Annotated in this window: 23 protein-coding genes; 13 read left to right on the top strand and 10 right to left on the bottom strand. The window is 72.3% G+C overall.

Features of this window, described 5'->3' with window-relative positions:
• Positions 1–164: 164 nt before the first annotated feature.
• Positions 165–1,388 carry an NADP-dependent isocitrate dehydrogenase gene (locus AB5J73_RS16420; protein WP_003064245.1) on the bottom strand — a complete coding sequence of 408 codons (1,224 nt, stop codon included), beginning with the start codon at positions 1,386–1,388 and terminating at the stop codon, positions 165–167.
• 257 nt (positions 1,389–1,645) lie between these two features.
• Between AB5J73_RS16420 and AB5J73_RS16415 the strand changes: the two genes are divergently transcribed.
• Genes AB5J73_RS16415 through AB5J73_RS16400 form a run of 4 tightly spaced genes read left to right on the top strand, consistent with a single transcriptional unit; the run spans position 1,646 to position 3,871 of the window.
• Positions 1,646–2,155: a hypothetical protein gene (locus tag AB5J73_RS16415; RefSeq protein WP_370970530.1), complete on the top strand. Its 510-nt coding sequence runs from the start codon at positions 1,646–1,648 to the stop codon at positions 2,153–2,155.
• 25 nt (positions 2,156–2,180) lie between these two features.
• A complete protein-coding gene (locus AB5J73_RS16410) occupies positions 2,181–2,561 on the top strand; it encodes a DUF2203 domain-containing protein (RefSeq protein WP_370970529.1) in 381 nt (126 codons plus the stop codon).
• Positions 2,562–2,570: 9 nt separating this feature from the next.
• Positions 2,571–3,188 carry a class I SAM-dependent methyltransferase gene (locus AB5J73_RS16405; protein WP_370970528.1) on the top strand — a complete coding sequence of 206 codons (618 nt, stop codon included), beginning with the start codon at positions 2,571–2,573 and terminating at the stop codon, positions 3,186–3,188.
• On the top strand, positions 3,185–3,871 hold the full coding sequence (locus tag AB5J73_RS16400) for a hypothetical protein (protein ID WP_370970527.1): 687 nt from the start codon (positions 3,185–3,187) through the stop codon (positions 3,869–3,871). The genes AB5J73_RS16405 and AB5J73_RS16400 overlap by 4 nt, the downstream gene beginning before the upstream one ends.
• Here AB5J73_RS16400 and AB5J73_RS16395 read toward each other — a convergent pair.
• Complete coding sequence (locus AB5J73_RS16395) at positions 3,861–4,349, bottom strand: hypothetical protein (protein WP_370970526.1); 489 nt, start codon at positions 4,347–4,349, stop codon at positions 3,861–3,863. The two genes, AB5J73_RS16400 and AB5J73_RS16395, sit on opposite strands and share 11 nt — an antisense overlap.
• An 84-nt stretch (positions 4,350–4,433) precedes the next feature.
• Positions 4,434–4,847: a DUF2000 family protein gene (locus AB5J73_RS16390; protein ID WP_370970525.1), complete on the bottom strand. Its 414-nt coding sequence runs from the start codon at positions 4,845–4,847 to the stop codon at positions 4,434–4,436.
• 50 nt (positions 4,848–4,897) lie between these two features.
• Between AB5J73_RS16390 and AB5J73_RS16385 the strand changes: the two genes are divergently transcribed.
• From AB5J73_RS16385 to AB5J73_RS16375, 3 genes are read left to right on the top strand one after another with little or no spacing between them, the layout of a single operon-like run.
• Positions 4,898–5,674 (top strand): helix-turn-helix domain-containing protein, encoded by a 777-nt coding sequence (locus AB5J73_RS16385; protein WP_370970524.1) that lies wholly within the window; start codon positions 4,898–4,900, stop codon positions 5,672–5,674.
• Between the two features lie 21 nt (positions 5,675–5,695).
• Positions 5,696–6,199 (top strand): DUF2165 domain-containing protein, encoded by a 504-nt coding sequence (locus AB5J73_RS16380; protein WP_370970523.1) that lies wholly within the window; start codon positions 5,696–5,698, stop codon positions 6,197–6,199.
• Between the two features lie 5 nt (positions 6,200–6,204).
• Positions 6,205–6,786, top strand: coding sequence for an HhH-GPD-type base excision DNA repair protein (locus AB5J73_RS16375; protein WP_370973189.1), 582 nt, complete (start codon positions 6,205–6,207; stop codon positions 6,784–6,786).
• On the opposite strand, the gene AB5J73_RS16370 is transcribed toward AB5J73_RS16375, so the two are convergent.
• The gene (locus tag AB5J73_RS16370; RefSeq protein WP_370970522.1) at positions 6,783–7,337 is read right to left on the bottom strand and encodes a hypothetical protein; all 555 of its coding nucleotides are present in this window, start codon (positions 7,335–7,337) and stop codon (positions 6,783–6,785) included. The two genes, AB5J73_RS16375 and AB5J73_RS16370, sit on opposite strands and share 4 nt — an antisense overlap.
• Positions 7,334–7,849, bottom strand: a complete 516-nt coding sequence (locus tag AB5J73_RS16365; RefSeq protein ID WP_370970521.1) for a TrmH family RNA methyltransferase — start codon at positions 7,847–7,849, stop codon at positions 7,334–7,336. Before AB5J73_RS16365 ends, AB5J73_RS16370 begins: the two co-directional genes overlap by 4 nt.
• A gap of 112 nt (positions 7,850–7,961) precedes the next feature.
• On the opposite strand from AB5J73_RS16365, the gene AB5J73_RS16360 reads away from it, so the two are divergent.
• A complete protein-coding gene (locus tag AB5J73_RS16360; RefSeq protein WP_364518082.1) occupies positions 7,962–8,150 on the top strand; it encodes a DUF1918 domain-containing protein in 189 nt (62 codons plus the stop codon).
• On the opposite strand, the gene AB5J73_RS16355 is transcribed toward AB5J73_RS16360, so the two are convergent.
• Complete coding sequence (locus AB5J73_RS16355; protein WP_370970520.1) at positions 8,147–9,313, bottom strand: MFS transporter; 1,167 nt, start codon at positions 9,311–9,313, stop codon at positions 8,147–8,149. The genes AB5J73_RS16360 and AB5J73_RS16355 overlap by 4 nt on opposite strands.
• Before the next feature lie 107 nt (positions 9,314–9,420).
• On the opposite strand from AB5J73_RS16355, the gene AB5J73_RS16350 reads away from it, so the two are divergent.
• Positions 9,421–9,744, top strand: a complete 324-nt coding sequence (locus AB5J73_RS16350; protein WP_370970519.1) for an ArsR/SmtB family transcription factor — start codon at positions 9,421–9,423, stop codon at positions 9,742–9,744.
• Positions 9,745–9,927: 183 nt separating this feature from the next.
• Positions 9,928–11,109, top strand: coding sequence for an MFS transporter (locus AB5J73_RS16345; protein WP_370970518.1), 1,182 nt, complete (start codon positions 9,928–9,930; stop codon positions 11,107–11,109).
• A gap of 52 nt (positions 11,110–11,161) precedes the next feature.
• On the opposite strand, the gene AB5J73_RS16340 is transcribed toward AB5J73_RS16345, so the two are convergent.
• Together AB5J73_RS16340 and AB5J73_RS16335 are read right to left on the bottom strand one after the other, a co-directional pair.
• Complete coding sequence (locus AB5J73_RS16340) at positions 11,162–11,485, bottom strand: DUF3017 domain-containing protein (RefSeq protein WP_370970517.1); 324 nt, start codon at positions 11,483–11,485, stop codon at positions 11,162–11,164.
• Entirely contained in the window at positions 11,482–12,339 is an 858-nt protein-coding gene (locus AB5J73_RS16335) for a bifunctional methylenetetrahydrofolate dehydrogenase/methenyltetrahydrofolate cyclohydrolase (RefSeq protein ID WP_370970516.1), read from the bottom strand. Before AB5J73_RS16335 ends, AB5J73_RS16340 begins: the two co-directional genes overlap by 4 nt.
• Positions 12,340–12,568: 229 nt before the next feature.
• Here AB5J73_RS16335 and AB5J73_RS16330 point away from each other — a divergent pair, with 229 nt between their 5' ends.
• Positions 12,569–15,529, top strand: a complete 2,961-nt coding sequence (locus AB5J73_RS16330) for a TNT domain-containing protein (RefSeq protein ID WP_370970515.1) — start codon at positions 12,569–12,571, stop codon at positions 15,527–15,529.
• A 63-nt stretch (positions 15,530–15,592) separates the two neighbouring features.
• On the opposite strand, the gene AB5J73_RS16325 is transcribed toward AB5J73_RS16330, so the two are convergent.
• Together AB5J73_RS16325 and AB5J73_RS16320 are read right to left on the bottom strand one after the other, a co-directional pair.
• Positions 15,593–16,180, bottom strand: a complete 588-nt coding sequence (locus AB5J73_RS16325) for a pentapeptide repeat-containing protein (protein WP_370970514.1) — start codon at positions 16,178–16,180, stop codon at positions 15,593–15,595.
• A gap of 28 nt (positions 16,181–16,208) precedes the next feature.
• Positions 16,209–16,676: a VOC family protein gene (locus AB5J73_RS16320; protein WP_370970513.1), complete on the bottom strand. Its 468-nt coding sequence runs from the start codon at positions 16,674–16,676 to the stop codon at positions 16,209–16,211.
• Positions 16,677–16,753: 77 nt separating this feature from the next.
• Between AB5J73_RS16320 and AB5J73_RS16315 the strand changes: the two genes are divergently transcribed.
• Positions 16,754–17,590 carry a helix-turn-helix domain-containing protein gene (locus AB5J73_RS16315; RefSeq protein ID WP_370970512.1) on the top strand — a complete coding sequence of 279 codons (837 nt, stop codon included), beginning with the start codon at positions 16,754–16,756 and terminating at the stop codon, positions 17,588–17,590.
• A complete protein-coding gene (locus AB5J73_RS16310; RefSeq protein WP_370970511.1) occupies positions 17,556–17,987 on the top strand; it encodes an acyl-CoA thioesterase in 432 nt (143 codons plus the stop codon). The genes AB5J73_RS16315 and AB5J73_RS16310 overlap by 35 nt, the downstream gene beginning before the upstream one ends.
• Positions 17,988–18,006: the final 19 nt, after the last annotated feature.

Here is an 18,006-nt window from a genome sequence, read left to right as displayed (position 1 = left end):
CCCCGTCCTCCGCCAAGGGTAGGCAATCCTTTACCCGGACCGACAGCGCCGTACGCAGCAACCACCCGGAGGCGCCAACGAAGTCACCGCGAGGTGACGCGCTGTGAACGAAGGAAAGCCCCCTTCCCGACGAATCGGGAAGGGGGCTTTCTCGAGGGGAGAACTCAGCCCTGGGCGATCTTCTTCGCCAGGTTGTCGTCCAGCGTCGCGAGGAACTCCTCGGTCGTCTGCCACGGCTGGTCCTTGCTGATGAGCAGCGCGAGGTCCTTCGTCATCTGGCCGCTCTCGACGGTCTCGACGACGACCTGCTCCAGCTTGTTCGCGAAGCCGATCAGCTCCTGGTTGCCGTCCAGCTTGCCGCGGTGCTCGAGGCCGCGGGTCCAGGCGTAGATCGACGCGATCGGGTTCGTCGACGTCGGCTTGCCCTGCTGGTGCTGGCGGTAGTGCCGGGTCACCGTGCCGTGCGCGGCCTCGGCCTCGACGGTCCGGCCGTCCGGCGTGCGCAGCACCGACGTCATCAGGCCGAGCGAGCCGAAGCCCTGCGCGACCGTGTCGGACTGGACGTCACCGTCGTAGTTCTTGCACGCCCAGACGTAGCCGCCCTCCCACTTCATCGCCGCGGCGACCATGTCGTCGATCAGGCGGTGCTCGTAGGAGATGCCCTTGGCGTCGAAGTCGGCCTTGAACTCGTTCTGGAAGATCTCCTCGAACACGTCCTTGAACTGGCCGTCGTAGGCCTTGAGGATGGTGTTCTTGGTGGAGAGGTAGACCGGCAGGCCGCGGTCGAGGCCGTACTGCAGCGACGCGCGCGCGAAGTCCTCGATCGACTTCTTGAAGTTGTACATCCCCATGGCGACGCCGCCACCCTCGGGGAACTGGGCGACCTGGAACTCCATCGGCTCGGAGCCGTCGTCCGGGGTGTAGCTGACGGTCAGCTTGCCCGGGCCCGGCACCTTGAAGTTGGTGGCCTTGTACTGGTCGCCGTGGGCGTGGCGGCCGATGATGATCGGCTTCGTCCACGTCGGCACCAGCCGCGGGATGTTCTGGATGACGATCGGCTCGCGGAAGATCACGCCGCCGAGGATGTTGCGGATCGTCCCGTTCGGGGACAGCCACATCTTCTTGAGGCCGAACTCCTCGACGCGGGCCTCGTCGGGGGTGATCGTGGCGCACTTGACGCCCACGCCGTGCTTCTTGATCGCGTTCGCGGAGTCGACCGTGACCTGGTCGTCGGTGCGGTCCCGCTCCTCGATACCCAGGTCGTAGTAGTCCAGGTTCACGTCCAGGTACGGGTGGATCAGCTTGTCCTTGATGAACTGCCAGATGATGCGGGTCATCTCATCGCCGTCGAGTTCGACGACGGTGCCCTGGACCTTGATCTTGGCCATGAGCAGCGGTGCTCCTTCCGCGGATCTTCGCGTTCTTCTTTTAAGTCTCGCCGGTAGCGGTACAAGCGTACTGCTTGACCGAGCTGGATGGTTCCAGTAGTGGCCGGTATCAAGTCTCCACCCGCCCGTTGTGGCACAGCTCACGGGGCCGAGCCGACCGTTCGGCTCAGCCGACCGCTCGCCGAGAGAGCGTCGCGTTCCGCGGTGAACCAAGGCACGATGCCACCCGTGAACTCATCATGCGGGAGGTGACGGCCATGTCGACCCATCGGTACGCCGACTACGAAGACGACTACGAAGACTACGAAGACAGCACCGACGTTCGCGACGAACGGCCGCGCCGAGGTGGCGCGCACGTCGTCAGCGCACTGGGCGGGCTCGTGCTCACACCGGTGGCCCTCGGGCTGCTGAGCTGGGGCGGGCTGCGCCAGCAGCAGCTGATCCAAGCCACCCTCAGCACCAACCGCGACGCGCTGGGCATCGCGCTGCTGGCCGGCGGGGCGATCCTGCTGCTGGTCGTCGCCGCGCTCGGCGCGCTGTCCGCGGTCGGCCCGATCCTGGGCGGGCTGATCTACGGCGTGCTGCCCGGCGTCGCCTCGATGGCGGTGCCCGAGTGGGGGTTCCGGCTGGTCAACCTGATGCCGAAGAGCGACATCGCCTACGGCGTCATGGACTTCCTCTTCATCGGCGGGCTGCTCGGCGTGGGCTTCCTGCTGGTCGGCAGCGGGCTGGCCAACGCGCTGGTGCGGCGGCGCCGGGAGGCCTGAACCCCGCCGGTGGCAAAATCGGCGGATGGGACTGTTCACCGTCGCGGAAGCACGCGACGAACTGGCGCGGCTGCGGCCGGTCCTCGACGAACTGGTGCGCGTCCGCGCCGACGCCGCCGAGCTCGCGGCGTCGCTGCGCCCGGGCGGCCGGACCACCGAGCTGGGCGGACTGCCCGAGTGGAAGGCCGCGCAGGCCCGCCTCGACGAGCTCATGACGACGGTCCAGCGCACCGGCGCCGAGCTCAAGGGGTTCGCGCCGCTGCTGGTCGACTTCCCGGCCGAGCTCGACGGCACCGACGTGCTGCTGTGCTGGCTCGAGGGTGATCGCGAGCTGGGCTGGTACCACCGCACCGACCTGGGGTTCGCCGGCCGTCGTCCGCTGAAAACGACTGGTGGGCCCGGCTAGGTTGGGTCCGTGGACCACGACGCGAGGGCAGCCCTCTTCGACGGCACGGCCGAGCACTACGACGAAGACACCTTCCACGTTTCCGTGGCCGAGGCGCTGGTCGAGCCGCTGCCGCCGGAGCCGGAGCTGGTGCTCGACGTCGCGACCGGGACCGGCTTCGCGGCGTACGCGGCGTTGCGTCTGAAGCCGGCTCGGGTGCTGGCGGTCGACCTGTCGCCGGCGATGCTCGCCCGTGCGACGGCGAAGGCGCCCACGCTGGACCCGTCCGGGGTGATCTCGTGGCAGGTCGCGCCCGCGGTCCCGATGCCGGCGGCGGACGGCTCGGCCGACGTCGTGCTGTGCGCGTCGTCGCTGCACTTCCTCGGGGCGGTCGCGTTCGAGGACTGGCTGCGGGTGCTCCGGCCGGGCGGCCGGCTGGCGTTTTCGGTCGTTTCGGGGGCGCGGTTCAAGCCGTCGGGGGCGTTCGCGGACTTCGTGCCGCGGGACCTGTCGTTCCCGACCGACGACGCCGGAGCGGCGGCTCTGGCGACGTCAGCGGGGTTCGTGGACGCTTCGGCGCGGACGTTCACCGTCGAGGGCGGCGACCGGGTGCGCAGCGTGTTCCTGGTGCACGCGACGGCTCCGTGAACCTCGAGCGGTTCGTCGACGGCCACCTGACGGAGGTCACCACGGACGGCAGCCGGGTCTCGCTGCGGCTCGAGGCGTACGTGGAGTACCGGCTCGTACCGGGTGAGGTCTCGGTCGTCGAGGTCTTCGAGCTGAGCGCCGACCCGGCCGAGCTGGAAGCGGCCGAGCCGCCGTCGGCGGACCACTCGCTGGAAGAACCGTGGAGCTGGGAACACGACGGCCTCGTGACGGTCGAGTTCTTCGCCCCGCTGCGGATCCGCGTGACGGCTGCCGCCTTCGAGCTCGAGTCGCTCGGGGTCGAGCCGCGGCCGGTGCCGCCCTCGCCGTACCCGGATCGCTGCGCCTTCGAGTCCGCCGACGCGCTCGGCCTCGCGACGCGGCTGGAGCGGGACGTCGTGTGGCGCACCTACGGCGGCGAGGCGGGCACGCCCACCGATCCCGGCGGCTGGTTCCTCCAGCGCCGGGACCGGCTGGCGAGTTCGCTGACCGGCGTCTTCTGCCGGGCGACCGCCCCGGTCGCGTTCGAGCGCCACGACGCCGACGACGAGCTGTGGCGCTCGGTGCAGCTGCTCGGCAGGCACGCGAGCCGGGTGTCGTCCGGCAACTGCGTGTTCGAGCCCGCGGACTGGGTCACCTGGGTGACCACCGGGGTCTTGCCGCCGGTCGAGCGGCTCAGGCGGTGAAGTGGACCTCGCCGCGGGTCGCCGGGCCGTCCGGGCTGCCGCAGTGCTGGACGAACGTCAGGTCCACGCCGGTCGCGTCGAGGCGGTCGATCGTGAAGTCCGCGTAGTCGTCGCCGCAGCCGAAGCCGGCGGTGATCGCCGAGAAGCCCGGTGTGCTCAGCGCCGGGTCTTCCGGGCCGCGGTAGCGCGCACCCGTGTACTGCCCGGTGTGCAGGGTTTCCCCGGCCGGCGCGCTCAGCTCGACGCGCAGGTAGTCGAAGCCCGCGTCGACGTCGATCACCAGCTTGCCGTCGCGCTCCCGCACGGTGATCTCGGCGCCCGGCGACGAGTACTGGACGCTGCCCTGCATCGGCCAGGCGCCGTCTTCCGAGGTGTAGCTCACCGTCTGCGCCGGGTCCGCCGAAGCGACCGGGACGAGCGCCAGGCCCAGCCCGGCCGCCGCCGTCAGGACCACGCCGGCGCGATGCAGTGATTTCACGGATTCTCCCCATTTCCGGCCGCTTTTTCGCGGCTCGCCGATCATGCTGGCAGCGCCGGGCCCACGGGGACAGGGGATTTCTACTCAACGGTGCAGGGACGCGCCCTTGAGGATCTTGTCCACCGCGTTCTTCGGGCCGTGGACCGCGAGCCCGGCCAGCGCCAGCTTCTCCCCCGGCACCGCGCGCACCGCGGCCCGGTTGTCGACGTCGTTGCCGGTGTGGAACAGCTCGTCGGTGAAGATCGAAATCCGCAGGCCGCGGCCCAGGGCGCGCGTGTGCGCCGCGGTGAGGACGTCCGCGGTGCCCGAGAAGACCATCACCGGCTGGCCGAACATCGGCAGGTACGCCGTGCCGTCGGCGTCTTCGTAGGGCTCGCCCATCAGCTCCGGGGTCACGTGGGCGATCCCGCTCACCAGGAACGCGGTGACGTTCAGCCGCTGCCAGGACGCCAGGTCGTCGCGGAGCAGGACGGCGATCTTCGTGTCGAAGGAACTCATGCCCCGAAGACTCGCCCGCCGGCCACCCGTGCGTCTTGTACGTTCTTGACATGGCGCACGTCGAAGCCTGGCGGCCGGCGATCCCCGGGATCGCCGAGGTCTTCCACGCCCGCTTCACGACGCACGCGTACCCGCTGCACACGCACGACACGTGGACGCTGCTGATCGTCGACGACGGCGTCATCCGCTACGACCTCGACCGCCACCACCACGGCGCCCTCGGGCCGGCCGTGACGCTGCTGCCGCCGAACGTCGCCCACGACGGGCGGGCCGCGACCAGCCACGGCTTCCGCAAGCGCGTGCTGTACCTGGACACGTCGGTGCTGGGCGACGACCTGATCGGGGCCGCGGTGGACCGGCCGAGCGTCGCCGACGGCCTGCTGCGGACCCGCATCCACCAGCTGCACGAGTCCCTCGCCCACCCCGGCGACGCGCTGGAGGCCGAGAGCCGGCTCGCCCTGGTGGCCGACCGGCTGCGAACCCACCTGGGCCGGCCGGTCTCCCCGGAACCGAAGCGCGGGCTGGCGGAGGATTTGCGGGACCTCCTCGACGCGAAGCTGCCCGAAGCGCTGACGCTCGCCGAAGCCGGCGAGACGCTCGGCGCACACCCGGCGTACCTCGTCCGCTGCTTCGGGGCGCGGTTCGGGCTGCCACCGCACCGCTACCTGACGGGCCGCCGCGTCGACCGCGCCCGCCGGTTGCTGCTGGACGGCGCCCCGGCGGCCGAGGTCGCCGCCGCGGCCGGGTTCAGCGACCAGGCGCACCTGACGCGGCACTTCAAGCGGTACCTGGGGACGACGCCGTCGCGGTACGCGAAAACCCGGTGACGGCGTCGTTACGCTGCGGACATGGGGTTTTCAGCCAGGATCGGCGGCCTGCGCTCCGCGGTCGTCGTCCTCACCGCGATGACCGCGCTCCAGATGGCGCTCATCGCGTTCGGCAACATCACCGACTTCGGCACGAACCAGGCGTTCGTCCAGCACGTGCTCGCGATGGACACGACGTTCCGCTCGCCGGACATGATGTGGCGCGCGATCACCAGCCCGGGCCTGCAGAACACCGCGTACGTCGTGATCATCGCGTGGGAGGCGCTGAGCGCGCTGGCGCTGATCGCGGCACTGGTCCAGTGGCTCCGCGGCCGCGACGCGACCGCCCGGCGCCTCGCCACCCTCGGCTGGGTGATGTGGATCCTGCTGTTCGGCGTCGGCTTCCTGGCGATCGGCGGCGAGTGGTTCCAGATGTGGCAGTCGGAGAAGTGGAACGGGCTGCAGCCGGCGTTGCAGAACTTCCTCATCGCGACGGTGGCACTGGTCGTCGCGCACCTGCCGGAGAAGCAAGCTGTGTCAAGATGACCGGCATGCTGCGCGAACTCCACCTGACCGGCGACCCGGCGGGCGACAAGCTGCTCAACGAAGACCCGTTCGCCCTGCTCGTCGGGATGCTCCTGGACCAGCAGTACCCCATGGAGCACGCCTTCGCCGGCCCGCGGAAGATCGCCGACCGGATGGACGGGTTCTCGCTGCAGAAGATCGCCGCCACCGACGTCGAGGCATTCGTCGAGATGTGCGTCGTACCGCCCGCCATCCACCGCTACGGCGGCTCGATGGCCCGCCGCGTCCACGCGCTCGCGCAGCACATCATCGAGAACTACGACGGCCGCACCGAAGGAATCTGGCTCGACGGCCGTCCGAAGCCCGATGGCCCCGAGGTCCTCAAGCGCCTGCGGGCCCTGCCCGGGTTCGGCGAACAGAAGGCCAAGATCTTCCTGGCCCTGCTGGGCAAGCAGCGCGGCGTTCAGCCGAAGGGCTGGCGCGAAGCCGCCGGCGCGTACGGGGACCGCGGCTCGCGCCGGTCGATCGCGGACGTCACCAGTGCCGAGACCCTGGCCGAGGTCCGGGCGTTCAAGAAGGCCGCCAAGGCCGCGGCCAAGACGAGCTAACGCACCCAGACGCGCAACGGGCCCAGCGGCCGCGCGCCGTGGTGCAGTGCGAGCCGCAGGGTGTCGCCGTGTTCGTAGCCGACCACCGGGACGCCGGGGAACGCCGCTGCCACCGCCGCGACCGCGCCCGGCCAGGATTCGGGTGGGGCCGAGAAGTCGTACAGCCCGACCACGTTCTCGCCGCGGTGGGCCACCACCCGGTGCTCGCCGTGGGACAGCAGCGCCACCGATGGCCCCAGCGGCGACGCCGTCCGGTGCCAGCCCGGTTCGGGGACGCCCGGGCCGCAGGCGAGCCACGTCGCTTCGAACAGCACCGAGAAGCCCGGCAGGTCCAGGGTCGCGAAGCTGTCCTTCACCGAGCAGCCCGCGGAATCGTCGATGTACGGGAGCACATCGGCGGCGGTGGTGTCGTGGGTCAGGGTCACCGCGTCCGGGTAGTACTCCCGGGTGCGGGTGGGGCTGGTCCACGCCCGCGGGCCGAACCGCCCACCGCACACCAGGTCGCACCACGACGCGTTTTCCGCGACTGTCCACTTCAGAGTTCCGCTCACACCAGTCCAGAGAGTTTGTAGAGCACGAGGCTGCCGGCCACGGCGACGTTCAGGCTGGCGCCGATGCCGACCATCGGGATCTCGACGACGCTGTCGAGCAGGTCCAGCACCTCCGGCGGGATGCCGGTCTGCTCGTGGCCGAGCACGGCGATCGTGCGGCCGCGGGCCGCCGGCAGGTCGGCCAGCCGCACCGCTTCCTCCGCCAGCTCGACGCCGACCACCCGGGTGCCGGCCGCCCGTTCGCGGGCCAGCCAGCCCGGCGGGTCGTGCACCCAGTGCACGCATGCCGGGCGCCGCAACGTGTTCCCGCGTCGCAGCGCTTCGGGCACCCACGGGAACCGCGGGACGGCCAGGCACGCGCCGACCGCGTCGCACGTGCGCAGCAGCGTGCCCAGGTTCGCGCCGTGCAACGGCCAGAGCGGGGCGGCCACCAGGTGGCCCCAGCAGGGATGCGCTTTGCGCCGGGCCTTCCGCAGCTCGCCCGGCGTGCGGACCCGGACCGACGGGCTCACCGGCGCCGAGGCGCGGCGCCTCCGAATTCGCTGATCACGCCGTGGAGCCTAACCCGTTCGCCGGGACCGGGCACCGGATTTCGCTCCTACCCTGGATGCGGAGGTGAAGCCCATGCACGCAGGAGTGGGAGACGAAATCCAGGTGCACGGCCGGACGGTCGGGTCGGCCGAGCAGCGCGGCGAGATCCTCGAAGTCCGCGGGCCCGACGGCGCGCCGCCCTACCTGGTCCGGTTCGCCGACGGGCACGAGGCGCTCGTCTACCCCGGGCCCGACTGCGAAGTCCAGGCCCGCGCGGACTAAGCGGCGACCGGCTCGCGGACCCGCCCCCACGCCGCTCCGACGAGCACCAGCGCGAGCAGCGTCAGGGCAGCCGCGACCTCCGGCAGGATCAGCGGCCCGCCGGAGTCGAGCACAGCGCCCCCGACCACGCCGGACAGGCCGACGCCGAGGTAGATCGCCGACGCGTTGAGCGAGAGCACGAGGCCGGCGTGGCCCGGGGCCAGCTCGATCAGCCGGTGCTGCACCGGCGGGCTGAACGACCACGTCGCCATGCCCCAGACGAACAGCGCGACGCCGGCCGCGATCGGGGTCGTCGTCGCGATCGGCAGCAGCGCCATGACGACGGTGATCGAGGCCGTCACGACGAGCAGCGGCGCGCGCGAACCCCAGCGGTCGGCCGCCCGGCCGCCGGCGAAGTTGCCGACCGCACCGCCGACGCCGTAGCAGAAGAGCAGCACCGTGACCGCCGTGCCGTGCAGGCCCGCGGTCGCGGCCAGCAGCGGGGACACGAACGTGTAGACCATGAACGCGGCGAGGCAGCCGAGGACCGTCACGGCCAGCATGACGAGGACACGCGGGTCGCGGCCCGCGGCGAACCGCTCGGCCAAGCTCACCCGCGGCGGGGCGGCGACCGAGGGCAGCGCCAGCCGCACGGCCAGCGCGCTCGCCAGCGAGAACGCCGCGACCAGCGCGAACGCCGTCCGGTAGCCGAGGTGCTGCGAGATGAGGCTGCCGAGCGGCACGCCGAAGATGAGCGCGACGGTCAGGCCGCCGAACACGAGCGCGATCGCGCGGCCCCGGCGTTCCGGGGCGGTGAGCTGGGCCGCGACGGCGCTCGCCGCCGGCGTGAACACCGCGGCGCCGACCGCGGTCACCACGCGGGCCACCAGGAGCGAGCCGTAGCCGGGGGCGAGCGCGGCGAACAGGTTGCCGGCGGCGGTGACGGCGAGCGCGGCGACCAGCAGCGTCCGGCGCTCCCACGTGCCGGTGACGGCGGCGAAGAGCGGCGACCCGATCGCGTACGCGATGGCGAAGGCCGTGACGAGCTGGGCCGCGGCGGTCGCCGAGACGTGCAGCTCGCCGGTCAGCGCGGGCAGCAGCCCGGCGACGATGTAGCCGCTGGTCCCGACGCCGAACGCGCCGAAGGCCAGCACCGAGATCCTCGAGGACGAGGGTGCGGACATGGGTGGGTCCCCCAAGCGGAGCGGGATTGGTTCGATGAACGTCGTAGTTCGACGACCACCGTACTACGTAACTCCGGCAATTTCGATCGGCGTCGTACAATGGCCGCATGGCCAAGTCCGTCACCCTGCCGCCGCTCGTCCACCCCGAGCGGGACGAGATCACCGTCGAAGGCGTGCTCCGCGCCCTCGCCGACCCGGTGCGGCTGGCGATCGTGCGGCAGCTCGCGGCCGCGGACCACGAGATCGCGTGCGGCGGGCTGACCGTGCCGGTGACCAAGTCCACAATCACCCACCACCTGAGCATCCTGCGCCAGGCCGGGGTCGTGGCCGGTCGCCAGGAAGGCACAACCCGGTTCAACTCGTTGCGCCGCAACGACCTGAACGCCCTGTTCCCGGGTCTGCTCGACGGGGTTCTGGCCGCCCCGCGCTGATCACCGGCGTTACGGTGTGGATCGTCACCCGATATCGGGATGACAACGACCCCCCTCGCTTGTTGGACTGTCCGTAGGCAGCTCACGGCGCTGGGGCCGGATGACTGCCTTTCTTAATGCCCCCGAACTGAACCGATCCAGACATCGGCTAAGAAATCGATTTCTCACCCTGGAAGGAGTGCCGTGCCCGTCGCGCTGCTCGCGCTCGCCATCGGAGCTTTCGGCATCGGGACCACCGAGTTCGTCATGATGGGCGTGCTGCCCCAGGCGGCCGCCGACTTCGGCGTCGACATCCCGACCGCCGGCTACCTCATCTCCGGTTACGCCCTCGGCGTCGTCATCGGCGCCCCCCTGCTCACCGCGGCCGCCGTCCGGCTGCCGCGCAAGACCATGCTGTTGGCCATGATGGGCCTGTTCACCCTGGGCAACGCCCTCTTCGCGCTCTCCCCCAACCAGGAGTTCGGCGTCGCGTTCCGGTTCCTCGCCGGCCTGCCGCACGGCGCGTTCTTCGGCGCGGGCGCGGTCGTCGCATCCAGTTTGGTCGGACCCGGCCAGCGCGCCAAGGCCGTGTCGATGATGTTCCTCGGCCTGACCCTGGCGAACGTCATCGGCGTACCGCTCGGCACGCTGCTGGGCCAGCAGGTCGGCTGGCGCGCCACGTTCGGCGTCGTCGCCGTGATCGGACTGGTGGCCGTCGCCGCCATCGCGAAGCTCGTCCCGCACCAGGGCAAGCCCGCCGACGCGTCGCTGCGCGGTGAGCTCGGCGCGTTCAAGCGGCCCCAGGTGCACCTCGCGCTGGCGATCGTCACGTTCGGGCTCGGCGGCGTGTTCGCGTGCCTGTCCTACATCACGCCGATGCTGACCGACGTCGCCGGCTACTCGCCGTCGAACGTCACGCTGCTGCTGTCCCTGGCGGGCGTCGGCATGACGATCGGCAACCTGCTCGGCGGCCGGCTGGCCGACCGCGCGCTGATGCCGGGCCTGTACGCCGCGCTGCTGTCGCTGGCCTGCGTGCTGGGCATCTTCACGATCACCGCGCAGGGCAAGGTCGGCGCCGCGATCACGATCTTCTTCGTCGGCGTCGCCGGGTTCATGATCGGCCCGATGATGCAGGCGCGGATCATGGAGAAGGCGGGCGGCACACCGTCCCTGGTGTCGGCCGCCGTCCAGTCCGCGTTCAACATCGCCAACTCGATCGGCGCGTACCTCGGCGGCCTGGTGATCGCGGGCGGCCTCGGCCTGGTCGCCCCGAACTGGGTCGGCGCGCTCCTGGCGGTCTTCGGCCTGTCGCTGGCGATCGTCTCGGGCACTTTGGACCGGCGCGAGGCGAAGGCCGAACGCCGCGAACTCGCCCTCGCTTCCTGACAGCGACTCCCAAAAGCGCCACTTTCCCTATGAAAGTGGCGCTTTTGGCGTCTTAGGACGACGCGAACGGGCCGCCGATGATCGTCAAGGCCACGTACAGCACCGCGGCCGCCAGGCCGGTGTAGGTCACGACGTCCACGACCCGGCCGCGGATCGCGAGCAGGCCCGCCCTGGCGGCCGGGAGCACCGCCCGCAGCACCCCGGCGAGGAGGAGCGCGACGCCGATCAGCGCCGCACCCTCCCGCCAGTGGTACTGGACGATCCGCAGCACGGCGACGGCGACCACCAGCAGCACCAGCGCGAACGGCAGCTGCGTGAAGCGGGCCTGCCTGCCCCGGCGGTCGCCGATGTCCCGCCGGTCTTCGGTCATCGTCATCGGCCTTGGAGCGAGCGCTCCGCCGCTTCGACGACGTTGCTGACGAGCATCGCCCGGGTCATCGGGCCGACCCCGCCGGGGTTCGGCGAAAGCCAGCCGGCCACCTCGGCCACGTCCGGGTGAACATCGCCGGTGAGCTTGCCGTCCACGTGGGACACGCCGACGTCGAGCACCGCGGCGCCCGGCGCGACCATGTCCGGCGTGATGATGCCCGGCACCCCGGCCGCGGCGATCACGACGTCGGCGCGGCGGACCTCGGCGGCGAGGTCGCGGGTGCCGGTGTGGCACAGGGTGACGGTGGCGTTCTCGCTGCGGCGGGTCAGCAGCAGGCCGAGCGTGCGGCCGACGGTGATGCCGCGGCCGACCACGGCGACCTGGGCGCCGTTCAGCTCGACGCCGTGGCGCTTGAGCAGCTCGATGATCCCGTACGGCGTGCACGGCAGCGCGCCCTGCTGGCCCAGCACCAGACGGCCCAGGCTGACCGGCGCGAGACCGTCGGCGTCCTTCTCCGGGTCGATCCGCTCGAGCACGCGGTTCGCGTCGAGGTGCTTCGGCAGCGGCAGCTGGACGATGTAGCCGTGGCACGCCGGGTCGGCGTTCAGCTCGTCGACGACGGCTTCGAGCTTCTCCTGGGTGATGTCCGCGGGCAGGTCGCGGCGGATCGAGTTGATCCCGATCTTGCCGCTGTCGGCGTGCTTCATCCGCACGTACGAGTGCGACCCCGGGTCGTCGCCGACCAGGACGGTGCCCAGGCCCGGCGTCACCCCCTTCGCGGCCAGAGCCGCGACGCGGGGTTCGAGCTCCGCGAAAATGGCGTTCTTGGTGGCCTTGCCGTCGAGAATCTTCGCCGTCACGCCGCCCATTCTGGCAAAGCGACCCCCGCGCGTCGCTTCCAGGCGCGCGTGGTCGCTGCCCGTAGACTGGCCGCTACCCCACACGGTCCATTCGCGACGCTCGCCGCGATCAAGCTGTGATCTACCGCACTTCGCATCACGCGAGGTCAGACCGGGTGCCGCCGGGTCGCCGAGCGGCAAAACCCACATGCGGGGTGCACACGCGCGCGCGAACAGTCAAAATGTCCCCGTGGCACAACCGACGACGCAGCTGAACGCGACCGAGCAGGACACCCTGGTCAAGCAGATCGGACTTGCCCTGCTGCGTGCCGCCCCGCGCGACTGGCGCAAGGTCACCGCGGAGTACCGAGCCGTCGGGAGGTACCACGAGCTGACCGGCGAGATCGTCACCGAAGACGGGACGGTCCACGAGTGGCTCGCCACCCACGACATCGCCACGCTCTTCGGCAGGCTCCGCGGCGGCATGTACCGCGACGGCCGCGGCACCTGGTTCAACGCGCGCTACCAGCTCGACCACCCGTCCAGCTACAACCTCGAGTACAACCGCGACGAACCGGTGTGGAACCTCGCGCCGCCGCCGCAGGCCTACTCGGACGAGCTGCGGATGTTCCCGCGCACCGAGGACAACGTGCCCGAGTGGCTGATCCGGCGGATGTCCGGGCTCGGCCCGGAGCAGCCGGGGCCGCACTTCCGGATCGCCCGGATCTTCGACACCGTCGGCCCGGCCGGCCGTCCGGTCATCAACCGGCCCGACCTCGAGGTCGACGAGCAGGACCGGCTGCTGGAGTACCTCGAGCGCGCGCCGCTGGTGGTGCCCGAGCGCGGGTACGACATCGACCGGCTCGCCGCGACTCCGGAGGCCACCGTCCCGGTCGCCTTCCACAGCGACGGCCAGTGGATCTGGCCCGCCGCCGTCAACTTCTACTTGCACAAGTACGGCGTTTCGCCCGAACCGGACCTCGTCGAGCACGTCCGCGCGGTCGGGTTCAAGCTGCCGCCGGTCGACGAGCCGACGTTGCAGGCCGCCGCGGGCTACCTCACGCGGGGGAACCAGCCGCCGCCCCCGCCGCAGCAGCGCCCGGCCGGGCCGCCGCCCCAGGGCCCGCCGCCGCAGGGGCCGCCCCCGCAGCAGCAGGCTCCCGCGGGCCCGCCGCCCGCCGCGGCCGTCCCGCCGCCGGTCGTGCCGCCCCAGCCGCCCGCGCCGGTGGAGGCTCCGCTCGCGGCGCACGCGCCGGTCGAGCCGGAGGCCCCGGCCGAGGAGCACGAGTACGCCGAAGAGGGTCAGTACGCCGAGGACGGCTACGACGACCAGGAGTTCGACGACCGCTTCGCCGAGGACGACCAGTACGCCGAAGACGAGTACGACCAGCAGGCCGAGCACGCCGGGACGAACGGCTCGTCGCCGGAGCCGGGCCGGGTGCCCGACCTCGACGAGACCGCGGAGTACGTGCCCGACCAGCCGATCGGGCACGAGCAGGAGCCGCGGGACGGCGAGCACGCCGCGTTCCGGTCCGGTGCGCCCGCGGAGGCGGCCGAGGACGAGGCCGGGCACGCGTTCGACGCCGGCCAGGCGTCCCGGCACGACGAGGAAGCGCGCGCCGCGTTCCAGCCGCCGCGGCACGACGAGGAGCCCACGGGCTTCCCGGCGCGCCACGACGACGAGTCCTCGCACGCCTTCGCAACGGGGCAAGCACGGCACGGCGAAGAGCCGCCGTTCCAGCCCGGCGACGACGAAGCCTTCCAGTCCGGCCAGGAGTCGCCGTTCCAGGCCCACGACGAGGACGAGCCGCACCACGACGAGGAACCCGCCCACGCCTTCGCGCCCGGCCAGGCCCGGCACGAGGACGAACCCGGCCGGCGTCACGAGGACGAAGCCGCGCACTCCTTCACACCCGGCCAAGCCCGGCACGAGGACGAAGCCGCACATTCCTTCCAGCCCGGTCAGGCTCGGCACGAGGACGAGGCCGCGCACTCCTTCCAGCCCGGCCTCCCGCCGCGGCGGGAGGAGCAGCCCGCGTTCGACCCGGGCCCGCCGACCATGATCACCCAGCCCGAGATCCCCGGCGTCCTGCCGGTGCCGGAACCGCCGGCCCCGCAGCCCGCCGCCCAGGCGGAGCCGGCCGCTGCCGCGCCCCGGCCGGGCCGCCGGGCGCTGCGCCGGGAGACCCCGGACCACCCGGTGCTCGCCGGGCTGCAGGCCAAGCTCGACGAGCTCGACGTGCCCGAGAGCGGCTACAAGCTGGGTGAGCCCGCCGAGCACGGCTGGAGCGTCGAAGAGGTCGACGACGGCTGGCGCGTCGGCTGGTACGACGGCAAGCTCAGCAACCCCGCGGTGTTCGGCGACGCCGAGGACGCGGCCGCGTTCATGCTCGGCAAGCTGCTGCTCAACCCGGAAGGCCACGTGCCGGCCGAGGAGCCGCCCGCACCGGAGCCCGAACCCGAGCCCGAGCCGGAACCGGCGCCGCAGCGGGTCGTCGCGACGCTGTCGCCCGAGGTCGCGACCGGCTCGTACCCGGTCCGCAAGCCCGAACCGGTGCCCCCGCAGGAGCAGACGGCGTTCACCAGCGCCGAGGAGCTGTTCGGCGACCTCGAAGACGACGAGCCGCCGGCCCCGCCGCGCCAGCCCGTCCCGCCGGCGCCGGTGCCGGCCGGGCCGCCGCCGATGGCGCAGCAGCAGGTCGCCCCGCCGCCCGCGCCGCCGCGGCGTGAACCGCCGTCGGCGCCGACCGTCCTGGCCCCGGTGCCGCCGGGTGTCCCGCCGGTCCAGCCGCCGGTGCCGCCGCGCCAGGAACCCGCTCGCCCGGCCGTCAACGGCGGTGGTGGCGGCGGTCAGCAGCAGTGGCCGATCGGGCCGATGGCCGGTGAGCCGCCGCTGACGCTGTTCCGCGGCAAGGAGCTGCGCGAGCTGCCCGCGGGCAGCGAGCTGGACCGCTTCGGCGGCCCGACCGGCAATCTGACGTACGCGGCGGGCACGCCGTTCGCCGAGCGGTCGCTGGTGCCGGAGTGGGTCAACCGCCCGTACCACGTCTACCGGGTGCAGCGGCCGCTGGAGGCGCTCGCCGGCGTCGCGATCCCGTGGTTCAACCAGCCCGGCGGCGGGTCGGCGTACCTGCTCCCGGCGTCGATCGAGGAGCTCCTCGCCGAGGGCGACCTGATCGAACTCGACCCGGGCGAACCCCCGGTCGACTGACGTAGTCGCGGCTGAAGGCCACCATCAGCGCATCCCGTGCCCTGATGGTGGCCTTCAGCGCGTTCAGCGGATGACGAGGCCGTGGGCGGCGGCGAAGGCGAGCGCCGTCTCGACGTCGACGTCGGCGCCCCGCAGGTCGGCTTGGACGAGGGCGTTCGCGTCGAGGCGCGCACCGCGCAGGTCGGCGCCGTCGAACTTCGCGCCCTGCAAGCGGGCGCCGGTCAGGTCGCTGCCGCGGAGGTCGGCGCCCGACAGGTCGGCCTCGGTCAGGTTCGCTTCCCGCAGCCGCAGCCCCGACAGCCCGAGCTTGCGCAGCCGCGCCTTCGCGAGCGAGGCCAGCGACAGGTCGCATTCGGTCAGCGCGATCCCGCCGAACCCGCTGTCAGTGAACGAAGTGCCCAGCAGCGAGCACGAAGTCCAGCGGCTTTCGGCGAGCACCGTGCGCTCGAAGGTGCACGAGCGGAACGCCGACGCGTCGTGGCGCGAGCGCGACAGGTCGGCCCGGCTGAACACGCAGTCGTCGAAGGTGCAGCCGCGGGTCCGCAGCCCGCTGAGGTCCGCCCCGGTGAAGTCGCAGCCGGTGAACCGGCGCTTTTCCCACCACTGACCCGACAACACCGCTTCGCGGTAGTCCTCCCCGGTCTCCAGCACCGGCCCAGGGTTTCACACGCGCCGGCCGTCAGAGCTTCGCACCCTGGACGTACGCCATGGCCTCGATGTGCTCTGACAGCTGAGCGCGACGCGCCATCTCGGCTTCGTCGAGGTCCTCGAGCCGAGTCTGGATCCACCACAGGTTGCCGAACGGATCCCGGACGCGGCCGACGCGGTCGCCGAAGAAGAGCACCGTCTGACGCGTCACCTCGGTGGCGCCCGCGGCGATGGCGCGGCGCTGGGTTTCCTCGCTGTCGGGCACGTAGAGCCGCAGGAAGGCCGGGGTCTCGGCCCAGTCGGCGGGTGCGTCGAACGCCATCACGACGGCGTCGCCGATGCGGACCTCGGAGTGCCCGATCTTCCCGTCGTCGCCGACGACCCGGCCGAGTTCCTCGGCGTCGAAGGCCCGCTTCAGGAAGTCGAGCAGCGCCGCGGTGTCGCGGCCGATGATCCACGGGGTGACGGTCGTGTAGCCGGCGGGAACGGGGCTGGCCATGGTTTTCCTCCTCGGTCGGGTGCTGGGCACGCTAGTGCCGAATTAGGACAGCTCCCGGCCGCTGCATACTGGGCTTCATGGGAGTTCCCCTGCGGCCGCTGGCCGTGGCCGGGGCACGGTCGGTGTACCGCGAAGTCGCCCCACCGGCCGCGCTCGCCGACGTGCTGGTCTGCGGCTGGCACGGGCGCACCGGCTGGGCGCGGCCGCTGCGCGTCCTCCCCGACGGCTGCGCGGACCGGGTCTGGGACGGCGACGCGCTCACGGTGGCCGTCACCGTCGGCGTCCCGCTGCGGCTGTGGCTCCCGGCGGCGGGAACCCGCGTCGGCGTCCGGCTGCGCTGCGGCGCCGCGGCGGCGGTCCTCGGCACGCCGATGCCGGAGCTGCCCGCGGGCACGACCCGGCTGAGCGACCTCTGGGGCGCGCCGGCCCGCCGTGCCGAAGGCGCCCTCGCCGCGACCGCCGATCCGGTGGCCCAGCGCGAAATCCTCGAAGCACTCGTCGCCGGCCGGGGTGCGGCGCCGGACCGCCGGGTGCTGGCCGCGATCCACGCGCTGGGCCGTCCCGCCGTGCGCGCCACCGACGTCGCCGCCGAACTGGGCGTGAGCGAACGCGCGCTGCGGCGGCACTTCGCGCACGCGGTCGGCGCCGGGCCCAAGCAGGTGCACCGGATCCGGCGGTTCCAGCGGTTCCTGCGCCGGCTCGAGCCGTTGGCGGTCCAGCGGGCGTCGCTGGCGGGCGTCGCGGCGGACCTCGGCTACGCCGACCAGTCCCACCTCGGCCGCGACTGCCGCCGCCTGTCGGGTTCTTCGCCCGCCGCGCTCGTCCGGGTGGCCGAAAAGTTCCAGACGCCCGCCGCGGCGCCGGGCCAGGATCCGGGGCATGGCTTTCCAGGTGACGATTCCCGTGCGCTGTGACGACATCGACGCCAACGGCCACGTCCGCGGCCCGGCCTACCTGGCGTACGCCGATCACGCGCGCTGGTCGTGCGTGCAGGCGGCGGGGATCGACCTGGCGGAGCTGGCCGCGCGCCGGATCGGCCCGGTCAACCTGGAGACGACGGTGCGGTTCCACCACGAGCTCGTCCCGGGCGGTGAGGTGACGGTCAGCTGCTCGTTCGAGTGGGGCGCGGGGAAGACTTCGCGGGTGACGCAGGAGTTCCACGCCCCGGACGGCACTTTGGTGGCTTCGGTGTCGTCGGTGTCGGGCCTGCTCGACCTCGACCGGCGGCGGCTGGTGAGCGACCCGGCGGCGCACTGGCGGGAGCTGGCCGCGCGACCGGAACTGCTCGGGCTGGCCCCGAAAACCGGGTGAGCTTCGCCGCGCCGGTCAC

The sequence above is a fragment of the Amycolatopsis sp. cg9 genome (assembly GCF_041346945.1).
In the GTDB taxonomy this organism is placed as follows: domain Bacteria; phylum Actinomycetota; class Actinomycetes; order Mycobacteriales; family Pseudonocardiaceae; genus Amycolatopsis.
This window is presented reverse-complemented; position numbering and strand designations above follow the sequence as displayed.